A 20,850-nucleotide genomic window follows, 5' to 3' on the forward strand; every position below is an offset into this window, starting at 1 on the left:
GTCCCATTCCGAACCCGGTAGTTAAGCCCTTCTGCGCCGATGGTACTGCACTGGTTACGGTGTGGGAGAGTAGGTCGCCGCCGAACTTAATTTGCCCTGCGGGTTGAGCGCCACAAGCGCTCCCCGCAGGGCTTTTTCACGTCCTGGTGCAGGTGGCGCCGGCCTGCTGAGCGGCTGACCGGGTGATGAGACCCGGCGAGCGGGTGACGCGCGTCAAGCCGGGGTCGTTCATCCCTACCGTGATCGTCATGAACGATCAGTGGGCAGGGGAGGCACCATTGCGGTGGCGAGCGCGCAGGAGGCGGGGCAGGCACGCCCGCGAGCCCGCGCCGTCCTCGCAGTCGCTCCTGCCCGCAGTGCTCGGCGTCGTGCTGCTGGTGTGCCTGATCCTCCTCCTGCTGACGTACCTCTAGCGGGACTGCAGCGCGTCGAGCGCCACGGCCTGAGCGATCACGAGCCGGCGGTCGACGCCAGGATCCTGGATGCGGACCAGGTAGTGGTCGCGGATCCAGGTCTTCTTGTCGACGCTGAACACGGGAGCGCCGTTCTCCGTGGTGAAGTCGAAGTGATACCGCATGGGGAACGGCGCGTCTCCGATGACCGGGATCCACTGCCAGAGCCGCCGGAAGCCCGCGAGGAGCCCGTTCCGCTCGGCTCCTGTCGATTGGCCCCAGCCCGGCTGCTCTAGGTGCCAGGTCGACCGCAGCAGCGACTTCGCGAAGTTCTTGCGGAACAGGCCGATCGACCGGCCGCCGGCGTCCGTCACGTCGTAGCCGCTGCCGAGGTCGATCACCTTGCGGGCGTTGAACTCGAACAGCACCTGGTTCTTCGACGAGTCCGTGTAGACCGTGATCTTCTCCTTGATCTTCAACCGCTTCTGCTCGGCGAAGCCGACCAGTGCTCCGGGCTTGCCGTTGTCGTCGGCGAAGACCTCGTAGCGGTTGACCATGAACGTGACCTTCTGGTGCATGTGCAGGGCTTGCGCGTTCTGGAGATTCACAGCTCCCCCTTCTCCACGGCGACAGGCGTGAGGCTCCCGGTCGGGAACCGCCGCTCGTTGCGCTCGATCTTGGCGAACGCGGCCTCCACGAGGTCGACGTCGAGCTTGTCCGCCAGTCTGGTGAGGTAGTGCATCACGTCCGCGAGCTCGTCCCGCACGTTCCACGCGAGCTCCGGGTCCTTCATGGCGTCTCTCGCCTCTTCCGGCGTCAGCCACTGGAAGAGGTCGGTGAGCTCGCCGACCTCTGCGGACAAGGCCATGACCAGGTTCTTCGGCGTGTGGTAGCTGTCCCAGTCGCGGGCAGCGGCGAACGCCCGCAGGGCGTCCCTCAGGTCCACGAGATCACGCTCACTCATGTTCCACTGACTACCACGTGGACGAACGAGCAAGGATGGCGGTTGATCAATCATGGATCGTCCGCGTCAATGTTGATTGGCTCTTGTCATGTCAACATCGATCGCAGTCACCACCTCGTCCATCCTCGTCCTCGGTGCCACGGGCAAGACCGGCCGTCGCGTGACCGACCTCCTCGGCGCTGCCTCCCGTCCGGCCTCCCGGTCGTCGTCGACCAGGTTCGACTGGTCCGATCAGGACACCTGGGAGCCCGCTCTCGCCGGCACGACCGCCGTCTACGTGGTGCCGCCGGAAGACCCTTCACCCCTGGCCGAGTTCGTGCCGCTCGCCGTGAAGTCCGGCGTCACCCGGCTCGTGCTGCTGTCCATGCGCGGTGCCCAGGACGACGACCCGTTCGAGGCTGCGGTCAAGGACTCCGGTGCCGAGTGGACCGTCCTGCGGCCCACCTGGTTCATGCAGAACTTCGACGAGGACATGTTCGCGGCGCCCGTCCAGCACGGAGAGCTGGCCGTCCCCGCGGGCGAGGGCGTGCACCCGTTCATCGACGTCGTCGACATCGCCGAGGTCGCCGTCGTCGCGCTGACGCAGCACGGCCACGACGGGCAGACCTACGAGCTGAGCGGTCCGGAGGCGCTGTCGTTCCCGGAGATGCTCGCGCGGATCACCGAGGTCACGGGCAGGCCCGTGCGGTACAGCGACATCGCGCCGGAGGAGTTCGCCGCCTCGATGCGCGCGCTCGGTTACCCCGACGAGATCGCCGATCTCGTCACGATGCTGCTGGTGCGCATTCGCACGGGGGAGGAGGCGCACCTGTCCGACGGCGTGCGGCGAGTGCTCGGACGAGAGCCGCGGACGTTCGCCGACTACTTGGGCAGCAGCAAGTTCGCCTGAAGCCCGCGCGTGCCCTCGTTGGTGATGACGGCTTCGCAGAGGGCACGCCCGGTGCGGGTGCGCCACTCCTGCGCGGTGTCGCAGTAGCGCAGACCCGTCGCGTAGCTGAGCTGGCCGACGGACTCGCCTTCGAGGAGCACCTCGAGGGTGCGTTCGCCGATGTGGGAGCCCTTGGTGATGCGGCTGTCGCGGAGTTCGGCGATCACGTGGACGGGCGTGCGGCCGTTGACCACGCGGTGCAGCACGTACTGGTGGGCCGGTTCTCCCACGACGGCGACCTGGTGCTCGGCGGGCAACGTGGGTGTCGTGCCGAGTGACTCGTGGTCGAGCAGCAGGAGTCGAGGGGCCCCGAGGTGCAGGTGCACGGTGTAGGGGCGCTGCCCGCCGAGAACGCGGGCGGGGCACGAACCGACCTCCCCGCGCTCAGCGAGCTCGAGCAGGAGCGGCTGGTACTCGGCGGCCTGGTCGCCGCGCAGGTAGCCGGCGGTGACCGCGGAGCCGTCCCCGCGCAGCAGGTCGACCCGCACCGCCGCGGGGTCGTGCCGGCTCGCCGGTTCCGGCACCAGCACGGCGGTCGCCGGAACCGCGTCGTCCAGCGCCGGGAGGTGCCTCGCCACCTCGGCGATGGCGTCCTGGTGGTGCACCTCGCCGACGATCGCGACCCGTCCCGCCGTCGACAGGCGGCGCAGGCGGGAACGGGTGCGCGCCGGGACGATCTGGTCGGCGGTGTTCTTCTTGCTGCCGACGAACATGAGCGCGAAGAGCGCGAGGCCGATGACGAAGCCCAGCGGGCCGAAAGCAACGGTCAGGACCAGCGCGAGCACGGCAACGGCGATCAGGACCGCGGCAGGCGAAGGTTCCGTGCGTTGCTGCATCGTCATGGGGCGTCCTCACGACTCGGCTTCCCGTCACTCTCAGTGTCGGACGAGCCGGACGATGCGTTTCACAAATCGCTCGTTCGGCCTAGCGTCATCGATTGAGGGCTCCAGCCCGTGACTGGAACCCGGCGCGGATCAGGATCGTCGGCCAACGGCGACACCGGGTTCTCCTCGGTGAGCTTGTAGACGATGCCCTGCCGGAACCACACGTGCGTCGCGCCCCACGCGATCGCCCCGAAGACGAGGACGCCCACGAGGTAGCTCCAGCCGTCGGTGAAGATCCGGTACGCCGAGTAGAGCGCCATCGGCGTCGTGAGCGCGGAGATGATCAGCGCCGCCCAGCGGTTGCCGTGGTTGACCTTCTGGGTGTTGCGGACCGGCGGCTCCTGGTCGGCCAGCTCCCACAGCAGCTTGGCGTGGAACCACCGGCCGCTGTCGAGCGGCGGTCGAGGGTCCGGCGTCGCGCGCACCCGCGCCCGTTCCGAGACGAACCGCGCCGTCCCCTCGGCGTCGTCGACCGGCAGCAGCCACTCCTGCCCGCCGCCGATGATCCGCAGGACCGGGCCCGGTGTGATCGTGAGCTCGCTGGTGTTGGCCAGTCGCCACTGCGCAGGTGTCCGCACGACACCCGCCTCGACGCCGCGGATCCGGTCGAACCGGAGCGCGACCCGCCCGACAGGGCTCATCGGGTGCACCGGCGCCGGCAGCCGGTCGAGCAGCAGCCGCCGGGACTGGATCCGCAACCGGCCTCCGCCGCGCAGCCCGACGGCCACCTCGACCGCCGACCGCCGCACGGCACCGCTCACCGGCCGCACCACGATCTGCGCGGCGATCCACGCGAGTCCGAACGCGACAACCGGCGCGGCTGCTCCCGCCGCCGCGTGCTCCCAGCCGTCGAACAGCCCGTAGATCAAGCCGCCGAACAAGGCGGGCACCGACGGCACCAGCGCGATCTTCGGCCATGCCGTCGTCATCCACCAGAAGACGGCGAACAGCACGACCGCCAGCGCCGTCGGCCACAGCACGGCGGTCTGGGTGAAGGAATCGCGGAACTCACCGGCCCAGTCGAACGTCCCGTCGCGGACCTCGCGCCGGTACAGGTAGGACGAGAGCACCTTGGAGCCGGCCGGCACGCCGACGACGGCGGTGAGCAGGAACGGTGCGGCCAGCAGGTACCGCAGGTGGATCAACACGACTTCCCCCGGGATGGTCTGATCAGAACAGCGAGCGGCTCGGGGAGGCCGGTCGAGGGCTCCAGCCCGTGACCGGCGTCCGGTGTGGATCGGGATCTCCGTCCAGCGGAGAGCGCGGGTTCTCCTCGGTGAGCTTCTGCGTGGCGCCGATGGAGGCCCAGGACAGGACCGAGCCCAGGGCGACACCACCGAAGAACAGGGCGCCGAAGACGAAGGTCCAGTCGCCGGTGAACATGCGGAACGCCGCGAACCCGGCCATCGCTGTCGTGAGGGCGCTGAGAACGAGCATCATGTGGTGCGCGCCGTGCCTGACCTTCTGCAGGTTCGGCCGCAGCACCGGGGCGTCTTGGAGCTTCCACAGGTGCTTCGCGCTGGTCCAGCGGCTGCTGTCCATCGGCGGCCGTGGTTCTGCCTTGGAGCGCGCTTCGGCCCGTTCGAGCACCAGCCGGGCCGTCGTCTCGACGTCGTCGACCGGCAGCAGCCACTCCTGGCCACCCCCGATGATCCGCAGGACCGGCCCCGGCGTGATGGTGAGTTCACTGGTGTTGCCGAGCCGCCACTTCGCCGCGGTCCGCACGGCTCCGGCCTCGACGTGCTTGATCCGGTCGAAGCGGATCGCGACCCTGCCCACCGGAGACCCCTTCTGCAGTGGCGGCGGCAGCTTGTCGAGCAGCAGCCGCCGCGACTGCACCCGCAAGCGCCCCTCGCCCCGCAGCCCGACGACGACCTCGGCGGCCGAGCGCCGCACATCCCTCGTGAGCGGCCAGGACACGCTCTTCGCCGCGAGTTGCGCGAGCCCCCACGCCACCGCAGGTGCGGCCACGGCCAGCAGCGTCTTGTCGAACGTCCCGCTGAACAGTCCGGTGAACGCGAGCGGCGCCGACGGCAGCAACGCGATCCGAGGCCATGCCGTGGTCATCCACCACAGCGCCGCGAAGAGCACGAGCGCGACGGGGACGGGCCAGAAGCCGCTGATGTGCTCGGTGAACGTCTCGGTGAACCCGGTGGTGAAGGACTGGCTCGTGCCACCCGGCAGTGACCGGCGGAAGAGCTGCGACGACAACGTCAGGTACGCGAACGGCACGCCGACGTAACTGGTCAGGATCAACGGCAGCGCGACGAGATACCGCAAGAACATCATGTGGGTCCCCCAGGACTTGATCAGTGGACCAGGGTAAGGCGTGCCCGTCCTCCGGGTCCTGGTTCTCCACCACCTGGCAGTGCCGTCAGCACGAGCCCGAACACCATGCCGTTGAGCTCTTCCAGTCCGAGGTGGAGCGCCTTGGCCACCTGTGCCGGCGTCGTGCCGTTCTCACGCAGCACCCTGAACACCTTGGTGAGCAGCTTCGAGCTCTCGCGCCGCGTCATGCCGCCCTCGACGAGGCTGTGGACGTTCGCCCACCTCGTGAACTGCTCGCGGCCCACGTGCCAGTGCCGGTGGTCGGTGCCGGGCAACTGCCGCTGCGGCATCAGGAACTCGGCCGCGAACTCCCGGGGTTCGTCGTGCCCGAGGAGCACCGCGAGCTGCACCGCGGCGTCGAACCGCGCCTGCTCGGGGGACGACGAGGGGTCGAGGAACAGCAGCGGTGTCCCGTTGTGCCAGCAGCAGAACGCCTCGTGCCCGGCGCAGTCGACCGGCAACGAGAACACCCGCACACCGTGCGACTCCAGCAACTGCACCATGTTCGGCGCCGGCCCGTCCGCGAGCCGCCACGCGTCCCGCGTGCCCTGGGGAGACGTCCGCGGCGGCGGCAGGTCCGGCTGCGGCAGCACGAACAGGCGCTCCAGCCACCCGTTGAACTCGATCGCCAGCTGCGCGGCCGCCGCGACCTGCTCGTCCGGCGGCGCGTTCTGCGGCCGCGGCGGTTCGTCGGCCGTGAAGAACTCGGCCGGGAACCCCAGCGCTCCCGCCAGCGACTCGACCGTGGCCGGCAGCGGCGTGCGCGACCCGCGTTCGTACTCGCCGATGGCCCGCGCCTGCACACCCGATTTGTGCGCCAGCTCAGCAGCGGTGAGACCGCGCCGGGCGCGGGCGAGCGTGAGTCGCGAGGGCGTGAGCATGATCCGGTCATTGTCGCTGCTGGCTCACCGGGCTGCCAGGCGGGTCCTGCCGCGACCGCCGGACCTGCGGTCTCGCGCCCCTCTGCGGGTGCCGGTAGCGGAGTCGCCCCGGCCGTCACCGCCGGAGTGCGATCGGGAAGTCCACCTCCTCCGGACCGTCCACATTGGGCGTCCTGGTCCGCGCGAACTCCATCGGCGGCAACGAGATCCGGTGCGCCCACCGCTCAATGACCTGGTTCTGCGGCGTCGGCTCCGGCTGCGACACCTCGCGCAGCACGACGAGCCGGTCCTCCAGCTGCAGCGCGTACGTGACGAGGAACCACAGCTTGAAGCCCTCGTTGCGCACGTTCTCGAACAGGGCGAACTGGTCGTGGTCGTTGTCCCGCATCATCGCCGCGATGGCGGGCCCCTTCGCGTAGTCGCTGCGCAACGGCGCGTCGGGCGACCCCGTGCCCCGGTTGCCCTGCAGCGTGCCGAGCAGGATCGGCCGCGACGGGTGCCGGACCAGCCCCGCGTTCCAGTGGTCGAGGCGCTGCCAGCCCTCCTCGGCCAGGAGCTGCCGCAGCGTGCCGACCCGGTGGATCCAGTCGAGCAGGCCGGGCGCGTTGGTCGGCCCGAACGGCGGCGAGGCGGCGCGGGCGTCGATCCCGGCGGCGACCGCGCGGTCCAGGACCTCGAGGCGCAGGCCGAGGTCGGCGAGCTGCTCTCCGGCGGTGGGGGTGCGCTTGCGGAAGGCGGCGTTGGTCATGGGTCGACGGTAGCCGCGGGGTCTGACAATTCCGGGAGACTGCGGGTCGTGTACCGCTACGTCGACGCCGGTCCCGCCCCTCCGGCCACCTCCGAGGCGACGGCGCAGGTCATGCGCCGGACCCGCCGCACGGGCACCGCACCGGAGATGGCGGTGCGGCGGGCGTTGCACCGCCGCGGACTGCGCTACCTCGTGGACGTCGCGCCGCCGGGGACGAACAAACGCAGGCGGGTGGACGTGCTTGGCGGTCGCGGCGGCCCGGGCGTTGTGCCAGCCGGCGCCCGAAGTCCTGTCCGAGACGCAGGACATGCTCGACACGACGGGTGTGCTGCAGGCGTGGCAGATGTGGGAGGCGTGCGCCTCGATCGACGACCCGGTGCGGTTGCGGCGGGAGATGTTCGACCGCCACGCGGAGCTGGCCCAGGCCGTGGAGCAGCTGAAGTCCGTGGCGCGGGAGCAGATCGACCGGCGCGACCTCGTGTGGCGGCCGATGGCGATCGCGTTGTTCGAGTGGCACTCCCAGGCGCAGCAGGCGCTGGCGGACAGCGAGGTGCTCGCCGGCGTCACCGAGGCGGAGAACTGGATCCGCAAGACCGCGGCCACGCTGCGGTCCGAGCGCATCGCGCCGTTCGCCAGGGAGTCGCAGCGGATCTGGCAGCGGCTGCGCCAGCAGAGCAACGTCGACCTCGGCGCGGTGCGGCTCGGCGGCACCCGCAACGTCGAGCTGGACGTGTCGGTCGACGGCGTCTCGAACTCGGCGCTCGCGGTGATGAGCCAGGGAGAGCTGCACTCGCTGGGGCTCGCGCTGTTCCTGCCGCGCGCCATGGTCGACGAGAGCCCGTTCCGGTTCGTGATGATCGACGACCCGGTGCAGGCCATGGACGCGTCCAAGGTGGACGGTCTGGCGCAAGTGCTCGCCGACGTCGGCCTCACGCGCCAGGTCGTGGTCTTCACGCACGACGAACGGCTGGTGGAGGCGTTGCGGCGGTTGCGGCTCAGCGGAACCGTCTGGGAGGTCTGCCGCGGCGAGGAGTCCGTCGTGCAGGTGCGGATGTCCGACGACCCCGTCGGCCGGTGCCTGAACGACGCCCGGTCGATGCGCGGTGACGCCGATCTGCCGGACGCGTTGCGGGCCGAGCTCGTGGCGTCGTGCTGCCGCACGGCCCTGGAAGCGGCGTCGCACGCCCGGTTCCGGCGCGAACGGCTCGAGAGCGGCATGCCGCACGCCGAGGTCGAGCGCGTGCTGGAGTGCGCGCTGACGACCAGGCAGAAGCTCGCGCTGGCCGTGCTCGACGACCACGCGGAGCCCGCGGCGCTGCTGCCGCACCTGGAGGACGTCGTTGGCTCGTGAGCGGTGGACCTGCTGCAGGCGTGCCGCGTCGGCGGCGAGACCGGCGATCTGGACGTGCTGATACGGGACACCGAACTGCTGGCGGGGTGGCTGCAGCGATGACTCTTCCCTCCGACGTGCGGGACCGGCTGACCTGCGTCGCGAACCTGCTGACACGCCCAGGGCAGCTCGACGGCGTGCGGATCCGGTGCGGTGCCTACGTCCAGGCGGTCCGCGGCTCCGTGCAGCTGCGCGGCGGCCTTCGCGAGGTGCTCGGCGCGCCCGCGGGCCTTGCCGAGCCAGTGGCCGTCGAGCTTGCCGAGGTCGCACACCGGGCACGTCCGGGTGCCGCCGGACTCCTGCAGCTGGATCGCGAGGCGCAGGATTTCGCTGGAGCGCAACGAGTCCTGCGCGTTGTCGGTCGCGACGGCGGTGACCGCGCCGAGCGCCTGGTCGAGCGCGTCGCGAACCCTGGCCACCTCGTCGTCGGGCGGCAGCGAGATGTCCGCGACCCGGTGCAGGAGACCGGTCCCGCTGCCCACGTCGGCGTGCAGTGCGAGGTCCGCGATCGCGTCGAGGTCGGCGGAGTCGCTGCCGAGCAGCTCGGCGGCGCGGCGGGCGCGTTCGTCTGGGGACGCCGCCAGCTCCGCCCGCACGCGTTCACGCCGGTCGTAGGGGCGGGCGACGATCTCGGCGAGGCGCTTGCGGTGGTCGGCGAGCGCCTGCTGCGCCTCGGTGATCGCCTCCAAGCCCAGAAGGCGGTGCATTGCCTCATAGAGGTCTTCCGGCTGTGCGTCGAGAACGGTCCCCAGCTCGCTGTACGGCAGGAACGGCCGGTAGGCCTCCAGCGCGTCGTGCCACCTGAGGTCGTCGAACGGCTCGTCGTCCTGCGTCCACTCGCCCTGCGCGGCGTCCTCGCCCGGCGCCCAGCGTCTTCGGATCGTCGTCCGGCCCGGCCGCGCGGCCTGCACGAGGTCCAGTTCGACGGCGGTGTCGGGCTGGTGCAGGTTGCGCCAGCCCTGGAGCCACACGTCGTGCCTGGCGCGGGTCCAGCGCGCGTTGTAGCCGGTCAGCACCAGTTCCGCGGCCTCGGCGAAGCTCGACTTGCCCGAGCCGTTGCGCCCGGTCACGACGGTCAGGCCGGGACCCGGTGCCAGCGGCAGGCGTGCCCGGGGGCCGATGCCCCGGAAGCCGCGCACGCGGATCTCCGACAGGTAGATCCCGTGACCGGGGCCGTCGGTCTGCTCCCGCGGGGCCTCCTGCCTGTCGGGCACGCCGGCGAGGGCGCGGTCCAGCGCTCCTCCGCCACGGCACGCCGCCAGCACCAGTTCTGCCGCACGTGGGGTGAGATCGTATTTGGCCAGTCTCCCGGCCATCAGTTCGAGTAACCCGGCTTCACCCGCCACGGTCACGTTTCCTCCAGCTGCCACCACTCGATAGGGCGGCAACTTAGGCACCAAATGAGGGCTACTGACGAGTACTCACACGATCGGGTGGTGTTACATAGGGTGACTAAAGCAAGCCGTCGTCGTTATGGTCCCCACACCTCGAGCCCTCGGACGACGAAGTACGCGTCGGGCACGTAGGTGCCGTGCCTGGGGTAGGTGGTGAACTCGGCCTCGGTGGAGCAGTTCTCGCGTTGGTAGACGGTCGCGTCCCTGCTCAGGCGGTTGACGAAGGACTTGCCGACGATCTCGAGCGTGATGCACTCGCCGGGGTTCGCGGTCTCCAGGTCGAGGCGTTGCACGGCACCGGTGTAGTCGGGTCCCGCCCACACGCAGAACTCGCCCTTGTCGCAGCTCTTGTCACTCTGCGCTACGGCGATCCCACTGCAGGCGACCGCGCTCGCGGTGACCACCAGGGCGGTGATGAGGCTCTTCGACGGCATGGACGCACCTCCGCCAAGGAGTGTGGGTCCATTCGGGTCACTCGGCCAGACGATCTTGGAGCGCCTTCGCGTCGCGGGGCGCGTAGGCCTTCGCGTCGTTGTCGAAGTAGACGTACACGTCACCGTGCCGCGCCCACGCCCGGACCTTCTCCGCCCACATGTCGAGGCCCTCGTCGGTGTAGCCGCTGACGTAGAGCTCGTCGTGGCCGTGCAACCGGACGTAGACGAAGTCGCTGGTGACCTCCTCGATCAACGGGTACTTGCCGGCGGCGTCCGCGACCACGAGCGCGATGTCGTGCCGTTTGAGCAGGTCGAGGAACTCCGGCGTGTTGTAGCTCTCGTGGCGGATCTCGAGGGCGTGGCGCATCGGCCGTTCGGCGTCGGTGGTGGTGTGGGCCGGGTCGACGCGGTGGTCGTGCCGTTCGGCGATCTCGGCGGCCTCGGTGGTGGTGCGGGGCAGGCGCTCGAAGAATTCGGTGAGCAGGTCGGCGTCGAACCGCAGCGTGGGCGGGAGCTGCCAGAGGATCGGGCCGAGCTTCGGGCCCAGTGCGAGGACGCCGGAGGCGAGGTAGTTCGAAAGGAGCTCGTTGCCGTCCTTGAGGCGCTTCATGTGCGTGATGAAGCGGCTTCCCTTGACGGCGAAGACGAAGTCGTCCGGGGTCTCGGCGGCCCACCTCAGGTAGCTCGACGGGCGTTGCAGCGAGTAGAACGAGCCGTTGATCTCCACGGAGCCGAGTTGCCGGCTCAGGTAGGCCAGCTCGCGCTTCTGCGTGACGCCCTTGGGGTAGAACACGCCGCGCCAGGGCGGGTACACCCATCCGGAAGTGCCGATCTTGACGTCACCCATGCGGTTATCGTGGCACGGTGGACGCCTACCTACAGCGCATCGGTGCCTCGCGCACGTCGTCGTTGGCCGAGTTGCAGGAGCGGCACCTGCTGAGCGTTCCTTTCGAGAACCTCGACACCCACATGGACGTCAGGATCGTCCTGGAGGTCCCGTGGCTGCACGAGAAGATCGTCGAACGGCGCCGCGGCGGGTTCTGCTACGAGCTCAACGGGTTGTTCGCGGAGCTGTTGCGCGACCTGGGCCACGAGGTCGAGCTGCTGGCGGCGCGGGCGTACGGCGCGGAGCAGCGGCTCGGGCCGCCGTTCGACCACCTGGTGTTGCTCGTGGACGGTGAGTGGCTGGTGGACGTCGGCTTCGGGGCGTTCGCGCTGCACCCGCTGTCGTGGACGTCGCGGGACGACCAGGAGGACCCGGCCGGTGTGTTCCGGCTGCGGGACAACGGCGGCGACGTGGACGTGTTCCAGGACGGCGCGCCCGCGTACCGGGTGGAGCGCAGGCCGAGGGAGCTGGCCGAGTTCGTGCCCACCTGCTGGTGGCACCAGACCTCACCGGAGTCGCACTTCCGCAAGGGCCCGATGGCGACGCGCGCGACACCGGGCGGGCGGATCACCGTGACCGGCCAGAAGGTCGTGGTGACCGAGAACGGCCGCAAGACCTCGACCGACGTCGAGGATCCCGCGGCCGCTTTCCGGGAGCACTTCGCCATCGAGTTCCAGCGGGGTCACTTGCGGCAGAGCAGCGCGTCCGGCGTCCTGCGCCAGTCGTAGGCGACACCGGCGACGTGCTCGTCCTGCGCGCACTGGCCCTTGTAGTGCCCGTTCGCCCAGTCACCGCCCAGGTCCGGGCGGTTGTCCCCGCGGTCGAACCACACGACGCGGGTGGTCGTCCCGCCCGCGATCGGCGCGCAGACGAGGGTGAGGTTCGCGTAGCCGACGGCCGCGTTGCCGTCGGGGCACTGCAGCTTCGTGTAGCCGCGTGCCCAGTCGGTGGTCACGTGCTGCTCGTTCGTGACCCGGGTCGTGCCGCTCCACTGTGGACCGCTGGCGCACAGGCCCCGGCCGCCGGTGTGGCTGATGCCGGCGAGCTTCTCGTTCCGCGGGCACGACTCCTGGAGGAGCATGTTCCACCGGGTCTCGTGCGGGATCTGCCCGGTGCGGCCCGACGCGTGCACGAGCCGGTTCCACGCGCTCGCGCGCCAGTCGTCGCCGTCGTTGACGCTGACGCGGTTCCCGGCGGCGTCCCAGCGCAGCAACGCCCAGCTGTTGCCGGAGCGGTTGGTGTGGAAGCCGACCAGCGGCCAGTAGGCGAAGTCGGTGTCCTGCGCGATCAGCCGGTCGACGAACCGCTCGAACCAGGCGCGCGCCTTCTGGTTCGACTCGTCGACGCCGCCGACGCCGAACTCGCTGATCCACAAAGGCGCCGTGAAGTGCTTCTGCGCCTCGGTGATGAAGAACGCCTGGCGCTGCAGGACATCCGTGAGCTCCTGCGGTGACAGGTCCTGGTAGCGGGGGTCCGTCGTCTCACCGATTCCCGTCGCGCCGCTGTGGTTCGGGCCGGTGTAGCCGTAGAAGTGGGCGCTGTAGACCAGTTTCCCGGGGTTCGCGAGCGTGTGGCTGAGGAACCGCGCGGGTTCGAGCGTCGGCCGGCCGTGCGCGAAGCCGTCGGCCGGGATGCCGGTCCAGTTGATGCCCTCGACGATCACGAGCAGGTCCGGAGCGACCTGCTGGAGGCGGTCCGCCGCCCGCTGCGAGGCCTTGTGCCAGTCGTGGTCGTTGCCCCAGCCCCAGTTCGGGTCGTCGAAGACGTTGCGGCGCACCTCGTTGTAGAGGTCCGCGCCGACGACCCGCTTGTCGGCCTTGTACCGGTCGGCCATGAAGGCCCAGTCGGCGATCCACTGGTCGGTGCTCTGGCTGGTGTTCCACCGCTCGTTGCCGTCGACACCGCAGCACCAGCGCGACGTGGTGGTGTGGTTGTTGAGGATGACGGCGAGGTTGTTGCGCGTCAGTTCGGCCACGACCGCGTCGTAGACCTCCAGCGGCCGCTTGCCGTTGAGCTGCGCGTCCTTCAGACCGGTGACGGGGGTGGTGTCCCTGATCATCTGGTTGGAGAACGGCAGCCGGACGCTGTTGACGCCGATCTCCTGGAACCCGCTGATGATCGTCGCCATGGTGGCGCGGCCGAGGCCCAGGGGGACCTGGTCCGCCTTCTCGCCGGCGTGGTGGTTGGCGGGGTCGTTGATGTCGCCGGAACCGTTGTAGGTGCCGCTCGCACCGTGCCAGTTGCCGGACTTGAGCTTGAAGCGGTCGCCGTGGGCGTCGACGATCCACCGGCCCCTCGTGCTCAGAGGGCCGGTCCAGGTCGCCTCCTCCGCGTGCGCTTGCACGGGGGCCACGAGACTCGCGGCCAGCAGCAGGGGAGCTAAGACGCGAATCGTTCTCATGTCTCAGCACGCTAGTTGACATCGGGGTGCGCCTCGCAAATACTCGAATCCGAGCGATCGGAGTCGAGTAATGAAGAACCCTCTGGGTATGGCTGTGCTGGGGCTGCTGCTGGAATCGCCGTTGCACCCGCACGCGATGGCGGCGGCGTTGCGGGAACGCGGTTTGGACCGGGCTTTCAAAGTCACGACGGGCTCGCTTTATGACGTAGTGCGCGCGCTCGTGCGGGAAGACTGGATCGAGGCGCGCGAGACCGTGAAGGTCGGTGCGCGGCCGGAGCGGACGGTCTACGGGCTCACCGCGGCCGGGCGGGAGGAGTTCACCCGCTGGGTCGACCGGCTCGTGCGCGAGCCGCAGGCCGAGTTCCCGAAGTTCCTCTCCGCCGTGAGCTACCTGGGCGCTCTCGGGCCGTCCGGTGCGGTGGAGGCGTTGCGCGAACGCGCGGACCGGCTGCGGGCGTCGCTGGAGGAGATGCGCGCCGGGCACCGGGACGCGCTGGAACAGGTGCCGCGGTTGTTCGTGGTCGAGGTCGAGTACGCGGTCCGGATGGCGGAGGCCGAGCTCGGGTGGGTCGAGGAGATCGTCGGCGACGTCGAGTCCGGGCGGCTCGCCTGGCCGGATGAGTCGCGATGACGGTGCTGGTGGCCGGGGCAGGACCGGCGGGACTGGTGGCGGCGGCCGAACTCGCGCTCGCCGGGGTCGAGGTCGAGGTGGTCGACGCGGCCGCGCGGCGCGGGTCGCACCCGCGCGGGTTCACGTTGTCCGCCCGCAGCCTGGAACTGCTCGACCGGCGCGGGATCGTCGACCGGTTCCTCGCCGAGGGGCCCGCGGTGCCGTACGGGATGTTCCTGCCCGGGGTGTTCCTCGACCTGTCGGTCATGGACACCGACCACCCGTACACGCTCGGCATCGCGCAGAACCGCGTCGAGGAACTGCTGGAGGAGTGGCTCGCCGAGTTCGGGGTGCGGGTGCGCTGGGGACAGGAGGTCGTCGACCTCGCGCAGGACCCCGACGGGGTCGACGTCGTCGTCGGTGGCCAGCACCGGCGCTTCTCGTACCTGGTCGGGTGCGATGGCAGCCGTAGCGTCGTGCGCCGCCGTGCCGGCATCGCGTTCCCCGGCGTGGACGCGTCGTCGTACGGGCTGATTGCGGACGTCGAGGCCGATTACGACGCGCTCGCGACCGGTGAGGTGTTCGTGCTGCCACGGCCCGGCTACGTGCGGATCGTGCTCGAAGAGCCGGAGCCGCGCTCCGGTCCCGTCGAGGTCGAGTACGTCCGGGAACTGCTGACCGCGCGGCTCGGACGTGAGGTCGAGCTGGGAAAGCCCTTGTGGCTGAGCAGGTTCTCCGACGCCGCGCGGCAGGCCGAACGGTACGTCCACGGACGGGTCGTCCTGGCGGGAGACGCCGCGCACGTCCACCCGCCGGCCGGGGCGGTCGGCGTGAACGTGGCTCTGGCGGACGCGGTGAACCTCGGCTGGAAGCTGGCCGCGACGGTCTCCGGCCGCGCGCCGGACGGGTTGCTGCAGACCTACCACGACGAGCGGCACCCAGTAGGTGCACGCGTGCTGCGCACAACCCGCGCGCAATCGATGCTCGGACGTGAGGACCTCGCACCGGTGCGAGACCTTCTAGCAGACCTGAACGGCAAGCGGCTGGCCGAGCTCGTCGCCGGCCTCGACACCCGGTACGACCCGCGCATCCCCGGCGACCACCCGTTGCTCGGCAGGCTCGCGCCCAACCGCCCTGTGGTGGTGGACGGCAGGACGACGTCCATCGCCGAGCTGCTGCGTCCCGGACGGCCGGTGCTCCTGCCGGACGACGGCGGGATGCTCATCCGGCCGGACGGTCACGTCGCCTGGGTGGCGGATCCGGCGACGCTCAGCGCCGCGCTGCAGACGTGGACCGGGCCATGAGGTCCAGGGCGTTGCGCGGTGCGGCGCCGTGCATCGTGTTGTCGAAGTAGACGTAGGTGTCGCGGTCCCAGCCGTGGATCTTCTCGGCCCACTCGTCGAGCTGCTCGTCGCTGTATGAACTGATGTACAACTCGTCGTGCCCGTGCAGCCGCACGTAAGCGAAGTCAGCCGTCACGGCCTCGATGCACGGAAACGTCGGTGCGTCCGACACGACGTGAGCGACGTTGTGCGCGCGCAGCAGGTCGAAGTAGGTGTCTGAGCGGAACGACTCGTGGCGCGGTTCGAGGGCGTGCCTGCCCGGCGGCAGCAGCGCGAGGAAGTCGCGCAGAACCGCGTGGTCGAAGCGGAGGGACGGCGGCAGTTGCCAGATGATCGGGCCCTGCTTGTCGCCGAGGGCCAGTGACTCGAGGAACGTCTTCAGCGGGTCCTCGACGTCGCGCAAGCGTTTGACGTGCGTGACGAGCTTGGGCCCCTTGACGGCGAACACGAAGTCCGGCGGCGTCTCGGCGACCCACTTGCGGTAGTTCGACGGCGGCTGGAGCCGGTAGAACGAGCTGTTGATCTCGATCGTGTCCACGTGCTCGGCGAGGTGGCCGAGCCAGCGCCGTTGCGGGACGGAGCGGTAGAAGCCGTCGCGCCACTCCGGGTAGCGCCAGCCGGACGTGCCGATTCTGATCATTCCGTCCGGGTAGCCGGACGAGGCTGTAGCTACTCTGTAGCACTTTTTGGCCAACTGCGCTACATTGGTGGCATGCAGCAGCTCAACGCCATAGGGCAGCGTGAGCTCCGCAACGACAACGCGGAGATCATGCGCCGCGTCGAGGCGGGGGAGAGCTTCGTCGTCACCCGCAACAACAAGCCGGTTGCGCAGCTCTCGCCGTACCGGGAGGAAGCCGTGTCCAGGCCGCCGCTCGGTGACGTCCAGGTGCTGTTCGGCACCCTGCCCCCGGTCGACGCCGACCGCTGGGAGGCCGACCGCCGCGCCGCCGACGAGGTGTTCGGCGCGGACGACCCGCTGGAAGACCCGTGGCAGAGGTGAGGCGCTGCCTGCTCGACACCTGTGTGCTGATCCGGCTCGAGCGGGCGAACCTCGGCGAGTACGTCCACGCCCAGCCGTTCCTGAGCGCCGTCACGATCGCGGAGCTGGCGTTCGGGCTCGACACCGAGGACCCGGTGGAGCGGTTCGCGCGCACCGAGCGGTACTACGCGGCGCTGCAGACGTTCGAGGTGCTGCCGTTCGGCGTGGAGGAGGCCAAGGTCTACGGGCAGATGGCCTCGCTGGTGCGCCGTGCCGGCCGCTCACCCCGGCCGCGGCGGATGGACCTGCAGATCGCGGCCACGGCGGCGGTCGCGGACCTGCCGGTGCTGACGATGAACGTCAAGGACTTCCAGGACGTCGAACGGCTCGTCGAGGTCGTGCCGATCCGCCAGGTCTGAGCACCGTGGAAGAGGTACCGGCCCGGGCCGATGGCGACCACGAGCATCCCGTGCAGCGCGTGCTCGGCCGACGCGGCCGGCGGAACATCACCTGATCGAAACCATCCCGACTGCTAATGCTCGCGCGATTTTTCCCGATACCTGACACATGACTGTCACGGACATCGCGGCGTGGGGGACGGCGAACCACGTGCGAGCCGCTCTCGAACGGCACCTCACGGGCGCGCTGGTGGAGGTACCCGAGCACGACGAGTCGCCCCGCAGGGCGTTCAGCGAGGCGTTGCGCAAGTCGTTGCTGCTGCGCCAGACGCACCCGTTCGACACCGTCGCGATCGGGCTGCCGGACCTGCTGCGCTACCGCGACCTGGTGGCCGGGTCCGAGGTGACGCTGCGCGCGACGAACATCGACGCCTACTTCATCCGCCAGGACGGCAGCGCGGAGCAGTACCTGCCCGAAACGGAGTGAAGCCCCGGCTCCGTCGGGGGGAGAGCCGGGGCTTCGCGGTCCTGGACGACTAGGCGGGCACGGACGCCACACCGGGCGCCAGGAACCGCTTGCCGGTCACCTTCTCCGAGATGCCCGTCCGGTCCAGGTACGGCGTGATGCCGCCCAGCCAGAACGGCCACCCGGCGCCGAGGATCATGCACAGGTCGATGTCCTGCGCCTCCGCGACCACGCCCTCGTCGAGCATGATGCGGATCTCCTCGGCCAGGGCCTCCAGCGCGCGGTTCTTCACCTCGTCACCGGTGAGCGGCGTCGAGCCGAACTCCCAGAGCGCCTGGACCTCGGGGTCGACCGTCTGCGCGCCCGTGGAGTCCCACTGCCACACGGCGGTCTTGCCCGCGGCCACGAACTTCTTCATGTTCTCGGACACGGAGAAGCGGTCCGGGAACGCGCCGTGCATCGTCTCCGACACGTGCAGCGCGACGGCGGAACCGACGAGCTGCAGCAGGATCATCGGCGACATCGGCAGGCCGAGCGGCTCGGTGGCCTTGTCGGCGACCTCGAACGAGGTGCCCTCGTCGACCGACTTGATGACCTCGCCCATGAAGCGGGTCAGCAGGCGGTTCACGACGAACGCGGGCGCGTCCTTCACGAGCACCGAGGACTTCTTGAGCTGCTTGCCGATCGCGAACGCCGTCGCCAGGGTGGCGTCGTCGGTCTGCTCGGCGCGCACGATCTCCAGCAGCGGCATGACCGCGACCGGGTTGAAGAAGTGGAAGCCCACGACGCGCTCGGGGTGCTTGAGCTTCGACGCCATGTCCGTGATGGACAGCGACGACGTGTTCGTGGCGAGGACCGCCTCGGCGGAGACGTGCTCCTCGACCTCGGCGAACACCTGCTGCTTCACGGCGAGGTCCTCGAACACGGCCTCGATCACGAAGTCGGCGTCGGCGAACGCGGCCTTGTCGAGCGAGCCCGACACCAGCGCCTTGAGGCGGTTGGCCTCGTCCGGCGAGATGCGGCCCTTGCCCGCGAGCTTGTCGACCTCGGCGTGGACGTAGCCGACGCCCTTGTCCACGCGCGCCTGGTCGATGTCGGTCAGCACGACCGGCACGTGCAGGCGGCGCAGGAACAGCAGCGCCATCTGCGAGGCCATCAGACCGGCACCGACGACGCCGACCTTGGTGACCTTGCGCGCGAGCGACTTGTCCGGCGCGCCGGCCGGGCGCTTCGCGCGCTTCTGCACGAGGTTGAACGAGTACAGGCCCGCGCGCAGCTCGTCGCTCATGACGAGGTCCGCGAGGCCCTCGGTCTCGGCGGCGTAGCCCTTCTCGAGGTCGTTCTCGCGCGCCAGCTCCAGCAGCTCCAGCGCCTTCTGCGCGCCGGGCGCCGCGCCCTTGGTCTTGCCGTGGACGATGCCCTTGGCGCGCGCGACGGCGGCGTCCCACGCCTCGCCGCGGTCGATCTCCTTGCGGGGCACGGTGATCTCGCCGCGCACGACGCCGGACAGCCACAGCAGCGACTGCTCCAGGTAGTCGGCGGAGTCGAACAGCACGTCCGCGATGCCGAGCTTCAGCGCGTCGGCCGGCTTGAGCATCTTGTTCTGGTTGAGCGCGTTCTCGAAGATCACCGTCACGGCGTCGTTGGCGCCGATCAGGTTCGGCAGCAGCTGCGTGCCGCCCCAGCCCGGGAACAGGCCCAGGAACACCTCGGGCAGCGCGATCGCGGCCGCGTTCGACGCGAGCGTGCGGTAGTGGCACGACAGCGCGAGCTCGAGGCCACCGCCCATGACCGCGCCGTTGACGAAGGCGAAGGTCGGGATGTCCGAGTCGGTGAACTTCTTGAAGACGTCGTGGCCGAGCTTGCCGATCGTCACGCCCTGCGAGCGGTCGGTGGCCTGCTCGACGGCGGACAGGTCCGCGCCCACGGCGAAGATGAACGGCTTGCCGGTCACCGCGATGGCGGCGGGGCCGGCCGCGTGGGCCTCGTCGAACGCCGCGCCGAGCGACACGAGCGACTGCGGGCCGAACGTCGACGGGCGGGTGTGGTCCAGGCCGTTGTCGATCGTGATGAACGCGACCGGCTTGTCGAGGCCGGGAACGTCGATCAGGCGCGTCTTGGCGTGGGTGACGACCTCGTCGGGGAAGATCGCCTTTGCTTCCTCAGCGGTGATGGTCACTTGTCGCCACTCCAGTTCGGGTTCTCCCAGATGACCGTGCCACCCATGCCGATGCCGATGCACATGGTGGTGAGGCCGTAACGGACGTCCGGACGCTCGGCGAACTGACGCGAGAGCTGCGTCATCAGCCGCACGCCGCTCGAGGCCAGCGGGTGACCGGTCGCGATGGCGCCGCCCCACTGGTTCACGCGCGGGTCGTCGTCGGAGATCTTGAAGTGGTCGAGGAACGCCAGCACCTGGACGGCGAACGCCTCGTTGATCTCGAACAGGCCGATGTCCTCGATGGACAGGCCCGCGCGCTGCAGGGCCTTCTCCGTCGCGGGCACCGGGCCGACGCCCATGACCGACGGGTCGACGCCGAGGAACGAGTAGCCGACCATGCGCATGCCGATCGGCAGGCCGAGCTCGTTCGCGGTGTCCTCGTCGGCCAGGATGCAGCCGGTCGCGCCGTCGTTCAGGCCGGCCGCGTTGCCCGCGGTGACCCGGCCGTGCGGGCGGAACGGCGTCTTGAGCTTGGCGAGGTCCTCGACCGTGGTGCCCGGACGCGGCGGCTCGTCGGCCGTCGCGAGGCCCCAGCCGTTCTCCGCCGAGCGGGTCGCGACCGGCACGAGCTCCGGGCCGATCTTGCCCGCGGCCAGCGCGGCCGCGTACTTGGCCTGCGAGGCCGCGGCGTACGCGTCCGCGCGGTCCTTGGTGATCTCCGGGAACCTGTCGTGCAGGTTCTCCGCGGTCTGGCCCATGACCAGCGCGCTCGGGTCGACGATCTTGTCCGACAGGAAGCGCGGGTTCGGGTCGACGCCCTCGCCCATCGGGTGGCGGCCCATGTGCTCGACGCCGCCCGCGATGACGACGTCGTAGGCGCCGAACGCGATGCCGCTCGCCGCCGTGGTGACGGCGGTCATCGCGCCGGCGCACATGCGGTCGACGGCGTAGCCCGGCACCGACTTCGGCAGGCCCGCGAGCAGCGCCGCGGTCCGGCCGATCGTCAGGCCCTGGTCGCCGATCTGCGTGGTCGCCGCGATGGCGACCTCGTCGACGCGCTCCGGCGGCAGCTCGGGGTGCCTGCGCAGCAGCTCACGGATGACCTTCACGACGAGGTCGTCGGCACGGGTCTCGGCGAAAATCCCCTTGGGGCCGGCCTTGCCGAACGGCGTGCGGACGCCGTCGACGAAGACCACGTTCCGAACGCGTGCCGGCGCTGCTGGTGCGGCCACGGCGTCTCCTCCACTTGTGGTGACAACTCTG

The 20,850-nt window shown here is 70.1% G+C and carries 22 protein-coding genes, 1 rRNA gene and 1 pseudogene; 10 read left to right on the plus strand and 14 right to left on the minus strand.

Annotated elements, in window-relative coordinates; translation table 11 throughout:
- Both rrf and L6E10_RS11720 read left to right on the plus strand, forming a co-directional pair.
- Positions 1-86 (plus strand): 5S ribosomal RNA (gene rrf / locus L6E10_RS11715); the annotation flags it as partial.
- Between the two features lie 162 nt (positions 87-248).
- Positions 249-413, plus strand: a complete 165-nt coding sequence (locus L6E10_RS11720) for a hypothetical protein (protein ID WP_177221221.1) — start codon at positions 249-251, stop codon at positions 411-413.
- Here the strand turns inward: L6E10_RS11720 and L6E10_RS11725 are convergent.
- Positions 410-1,000: a hypothetical protein gene (locus L6E10_RS11725; RefSeq protein ID WP_236219528.1), complete on the minus strand. Its 591-nt coding sequence runs from the start codon at positions 998-1,000 to the stop codon at positions 410-412. The genes L6E10_RS11720 and L6E10_RS11725 overlap by 4 nt on opposite strands.
- Positions 997-1,356, minus strand: a complete 360-nt coding sequence (locus L6E10_RS11730) for a nucleotide pyrophosphohydrolase (protein WP_236219529.1) — start codon at positions 1,354-1,356, stop codon at positions 997-999. Before L6E10_RS11730 ends, L6E10_RS11725 begins: the two co-directional genes overlap by 4 nt.
- An 88-nt stretch (positions 1,357-1,444) precedes the next feature.
- On the opposite strand from L6E10_RS11730, the gene L6E10_RS11735 reads away from it, so the two are divergent.
- The gene (locus L6E10_RS11735; RefSeq protein WP_236219530.1) at positions 1,445-2,245 is read left to right on the plus strand and encodes an SDR family NAD(P)-dependent oxidoreductase; all 801 of its coding nucleotides are present in this window, start codon (positions 1,445-1,447) and stop codon (positions 2,243-2,245) included.
- On the opposite strand, the gene L6E10_RS11740 is transcribed toward L6E10_RS11735, so the two are convergent.
- From L6E10_RS11740 to L6E10_RS11760, 5 genes are all read right to left on the minus strand, one after another.
- Entirely contained in the window at positions 2,218-3,126 is a 909-nt protein-coding gene (locus L6E10_RS11740) for an HIRAN domain-containing protein (protein ID WP_236219531.1), read from the minus strand. The genes L6E10_RS11735 and L6E10_RS11740 overlap by 28 nt on opposite strands.
- 62 nt (positions 3,127-3,188) lie before the next feature.
- Positions 3,189-4,316 (minus strand): hypothetical protein, encoded by a 1,128-nt coding sequence (locus L6E10_RS11745; protein WP_236219532.1) that lies wholly within the window; start codon positions 4,314-4,316, stop codon positions 3,189-3,191.
- 22 nt (positions 4,317-4,338) lie between these two features.
- Positions 4,339-5,457, minus strand: coding sequence for a hypothetical protein (locus L6E10_RS11750; protein ID WP_236219533.1), 1,119 nt, complete (start codon positions 5,455-5,457; stop codon positions 4,339-4,341).
- Positions 5,458-5,477: 20 nt separating this feature from the next.
- Positions 5,478-6,377, minus strand: coding sequence for an XRE family transcriptional regulator (locus L6E10_RS11755; RefSeq protein WP_236219534.1), 900 nt, complete (start codon positions 6,375-6,377; stop codon positions 5,478-5,480).
- A 115-nt stretch (positions 6,378-6,492) separates the two neighbouring features.
- Positions 6,493-7,125: a hypothetical protein gene (locus L6E10_RS11760; RefSeq protein ID WP_236219535.1), complete on the minus strand. Its 633-nt coding sequence runs from the start codon at positions 7,123-7,125 to the stop codon at positions 6,493-6,495.
- 241 nt (positions 7,126-7,366) lie between these two features.
- Here L6E10_RS11760 and L6E10_RS11765 point away from each other — a divergent pair, with 241 nt between their 5' ends.
- Positions 7,367-8,476, plus strand: a complete 1,110-nt coding sequence (locus L6E10_RS11765) for a hypothetical protein (RefSeq protein ID WP_236219536.1) — start codon at positions 7,367-7,369, stop codon at positions 8,474-8,476.
- A 1,073-nt stretch (positions 8,477-9,549) separates the two neighbouring features.
- Here the strand turns inward: L6E10_RS11765 and L6E10_RS41170 are convergent.
- The 3 genes and pseudogenes from L6E10_RS41170 to L6E10_RS11780 all read right to left on the minus strand — a co-directional run.
- Positions 9,550-9,831: pseudogene (locus L6E10_RS41170) on the minus strand (hypothetical protein); the annotation flags it as partial.
- 155 nt (positions 9,832-9,986) lie between these two features.
- Positions 9,987-10,343, minus strand: coding sequence for a peptidase inhibitor family I36 protein (locus tag L6E10_RS11775; RefSeq protein WP_236219538.1), 357 nt, complete (start codon positions 10,341-10,343; stop codon positions 9,987-9,989).
- A gap of 37 nt (positions 10,344-10,380) precedes the next feature.
- Positions 10,381-11,190, minus strand: a complete 810-nt coding sequence (locus L6E10_RS11780; RefSeq protein WP_236219539.1) for a DUF72 domain-containing protein — start codon at positions 11,188-11,190, stop codon at positions 10,381-10,383.
- Positions 11,191-11,207: 17 nt separating this feature from the next.
- On the opposite strand from L6E10_RS11780, the gene L6E10_RS11785 reads away from it, so the two are divergent.
- Positions 11,208-11,957: an arylamine N-acetyltransferase gene (locus L6E10_RS11785; RefSeq protein ID WP_236219540.1), complete on the plus strand. Its 750-nt coding sequence runs from the start codon at positions 11,208-11,210 to the stop codon at positions 11,955-11,957.
- Here L6E10_RS11785 and L6E10_RS11790 read toward each other — a convergent pair.
- A complete protein-coding gene (locus L6E10_RS11790) occupies positions 11,912-13,573 on the minus strand; it encodes a cellulase family glycosylhydrolase (protein WP_308102777.1) in 1,662 nt (553 codons plus the stop codon). The genes L6E10_RS11785 and L6E10_RS11790 overlap by 46 nt on opposite strands.
- 145 nt (positions 13,574-13,718) lie before the next feature.
- Between L6E10_RS11790 and L6E10_RS11795 the strand changes: the two genes are divergently transcribed.
- Both L6E10_RS11795 and L6E10_RS11800 read left to right on the plus strand, forming a co-directional pair.
- Positions 13,719-14,261, plus strand: a complete 543-nt coding sequence (locus L6E10_RS11795; RefSeq protein WP_236219542.1) for a PadR family transcriptional regulator — start codon at positions 13,719-13,721, stop codon at positions 14,259-14,261.
- Positions 14,258-15,544 carry an FAD-dependent monooxygenase gene (locus L6E10_RS11800; protein WP_236219543.1) on the plus strand — a complete coding sequence of 429 codons (1,287 nt, stop codon included), beginning with the start codon at positions 14,258-14,260 and terminating at the stop codon, positions 15,542-15,544. Before L6E10_RS11795 ends, L6E10_RS11800 begins: the two co-directional genes overlap by 4 nt.
- On the opposite strand, the gene L6E10_RS11805 is transcribed toward L6E10_RS11800, so the two are convergent.
- Positions 15,510-16,223: a DUF72 domain-containing protein gene (locus L6E10_RS11805; RefSeq protein WP_236219544.1), complete on the minus strand. Its 714-nt coding sequence runs from the start codon at positions 16,221-16,223 to the stop codon at positions 15,510-15,512. The genes L6E10_RS11800 and L6E10_RS11805 overlap by 35 nt on opposite strands.
- Positions 16,224-16,295: 72 nt before the next feature.
- Between L6E10_RS11805 and L6E10_RS11810 the strand changes: the two genes are divergently transcribed.
- From L6E10_RS11810 to L6E10_RS11820, 3 genes are all read left to right on the plus strand, one after another.
- Complete coding sequence (locus L6E10_RS11810) at positions 16,296-16,583, plus strand: type II toxin-antitoxin system Phd/YefM family antitoxin (RefSeq protein WP_236219545.1); 288 nt, start codon at positions 16,296-16,298, stop codon at positions 16,581-16,583.
- Positions 16,571-16,981, plus strand: a complete 411-nt coding sequence (locus tag L6E10_RS11815; protein WP_236219546.1) for a type II toxin-antitoxin system VapC family toxin — start codon at positions 16,571-16,573, stop codon at positions 16,979-16,981. Before L6E10_RS11810 ends, L6E10_RS11815 begins: the two co-directional genes overlap by 13 nt.
- 148 nt (positions 16,982-17,129) lie before the next feature.
- Positions 17,130-17,447, plus strand: coding sequence for a hypothetical protein (locus L6E10_RS11820; RefSeq protein ID WP_236219547.1), 318 nt, complete (start codon positions 17,130-17,132; stop codon positions 17,445-17,447).
- A 49-nt stretch (positions 17,448-17,496) separates the two neighbouring features.
- Here the strand turns inward: L6E10_RS11820 and L6E10_RS11825 are convergent, their stop codons facing one another.
- Both L6E10_RS11825 and L6E10_RS11830 read right to left on the minus strand, forming a co-directional pair.
- Positions 17,497-19,605: a 3-hydroxyacyl-CoA dehydrogenase NAD-binding domain-containing protein gene (locus L6E10_RS11825; protein ID WP_236219548.1), complete on the minus strand. Its 2,109-nt coding sequence runs from the start codon at positions 19,603-19,605 to the stop codon at positions 17,497-17,499.
- Complete coding sequence (locus tag L6E10_RS11830; protein ID WP_236219549.1) at positions 19,602-20,819, minus strand: acetyl-CoA C-acyltransferase; 1,218 nt, start codon at positions 20,817-20,819, stop codon at positions 19,602-19,604. Before L6E10_RS11830 ends, L6E10_RS11825 begins: the two co-directional genes overlap by 4 nt.
- Positions 20,820-20,850: the final 31 nt, after the last annotated feature.

The organism is Lentzea sp. CC55 (assembly GCF_021056325.1).
GTDB classification, from domain to species: domain Bacteria; phylum Actinomycetota; class Actinomycetes; order Mycobacteriales; family Pseudonocardiaceae; genus Lentzea; species Lentzea jiangxiensis.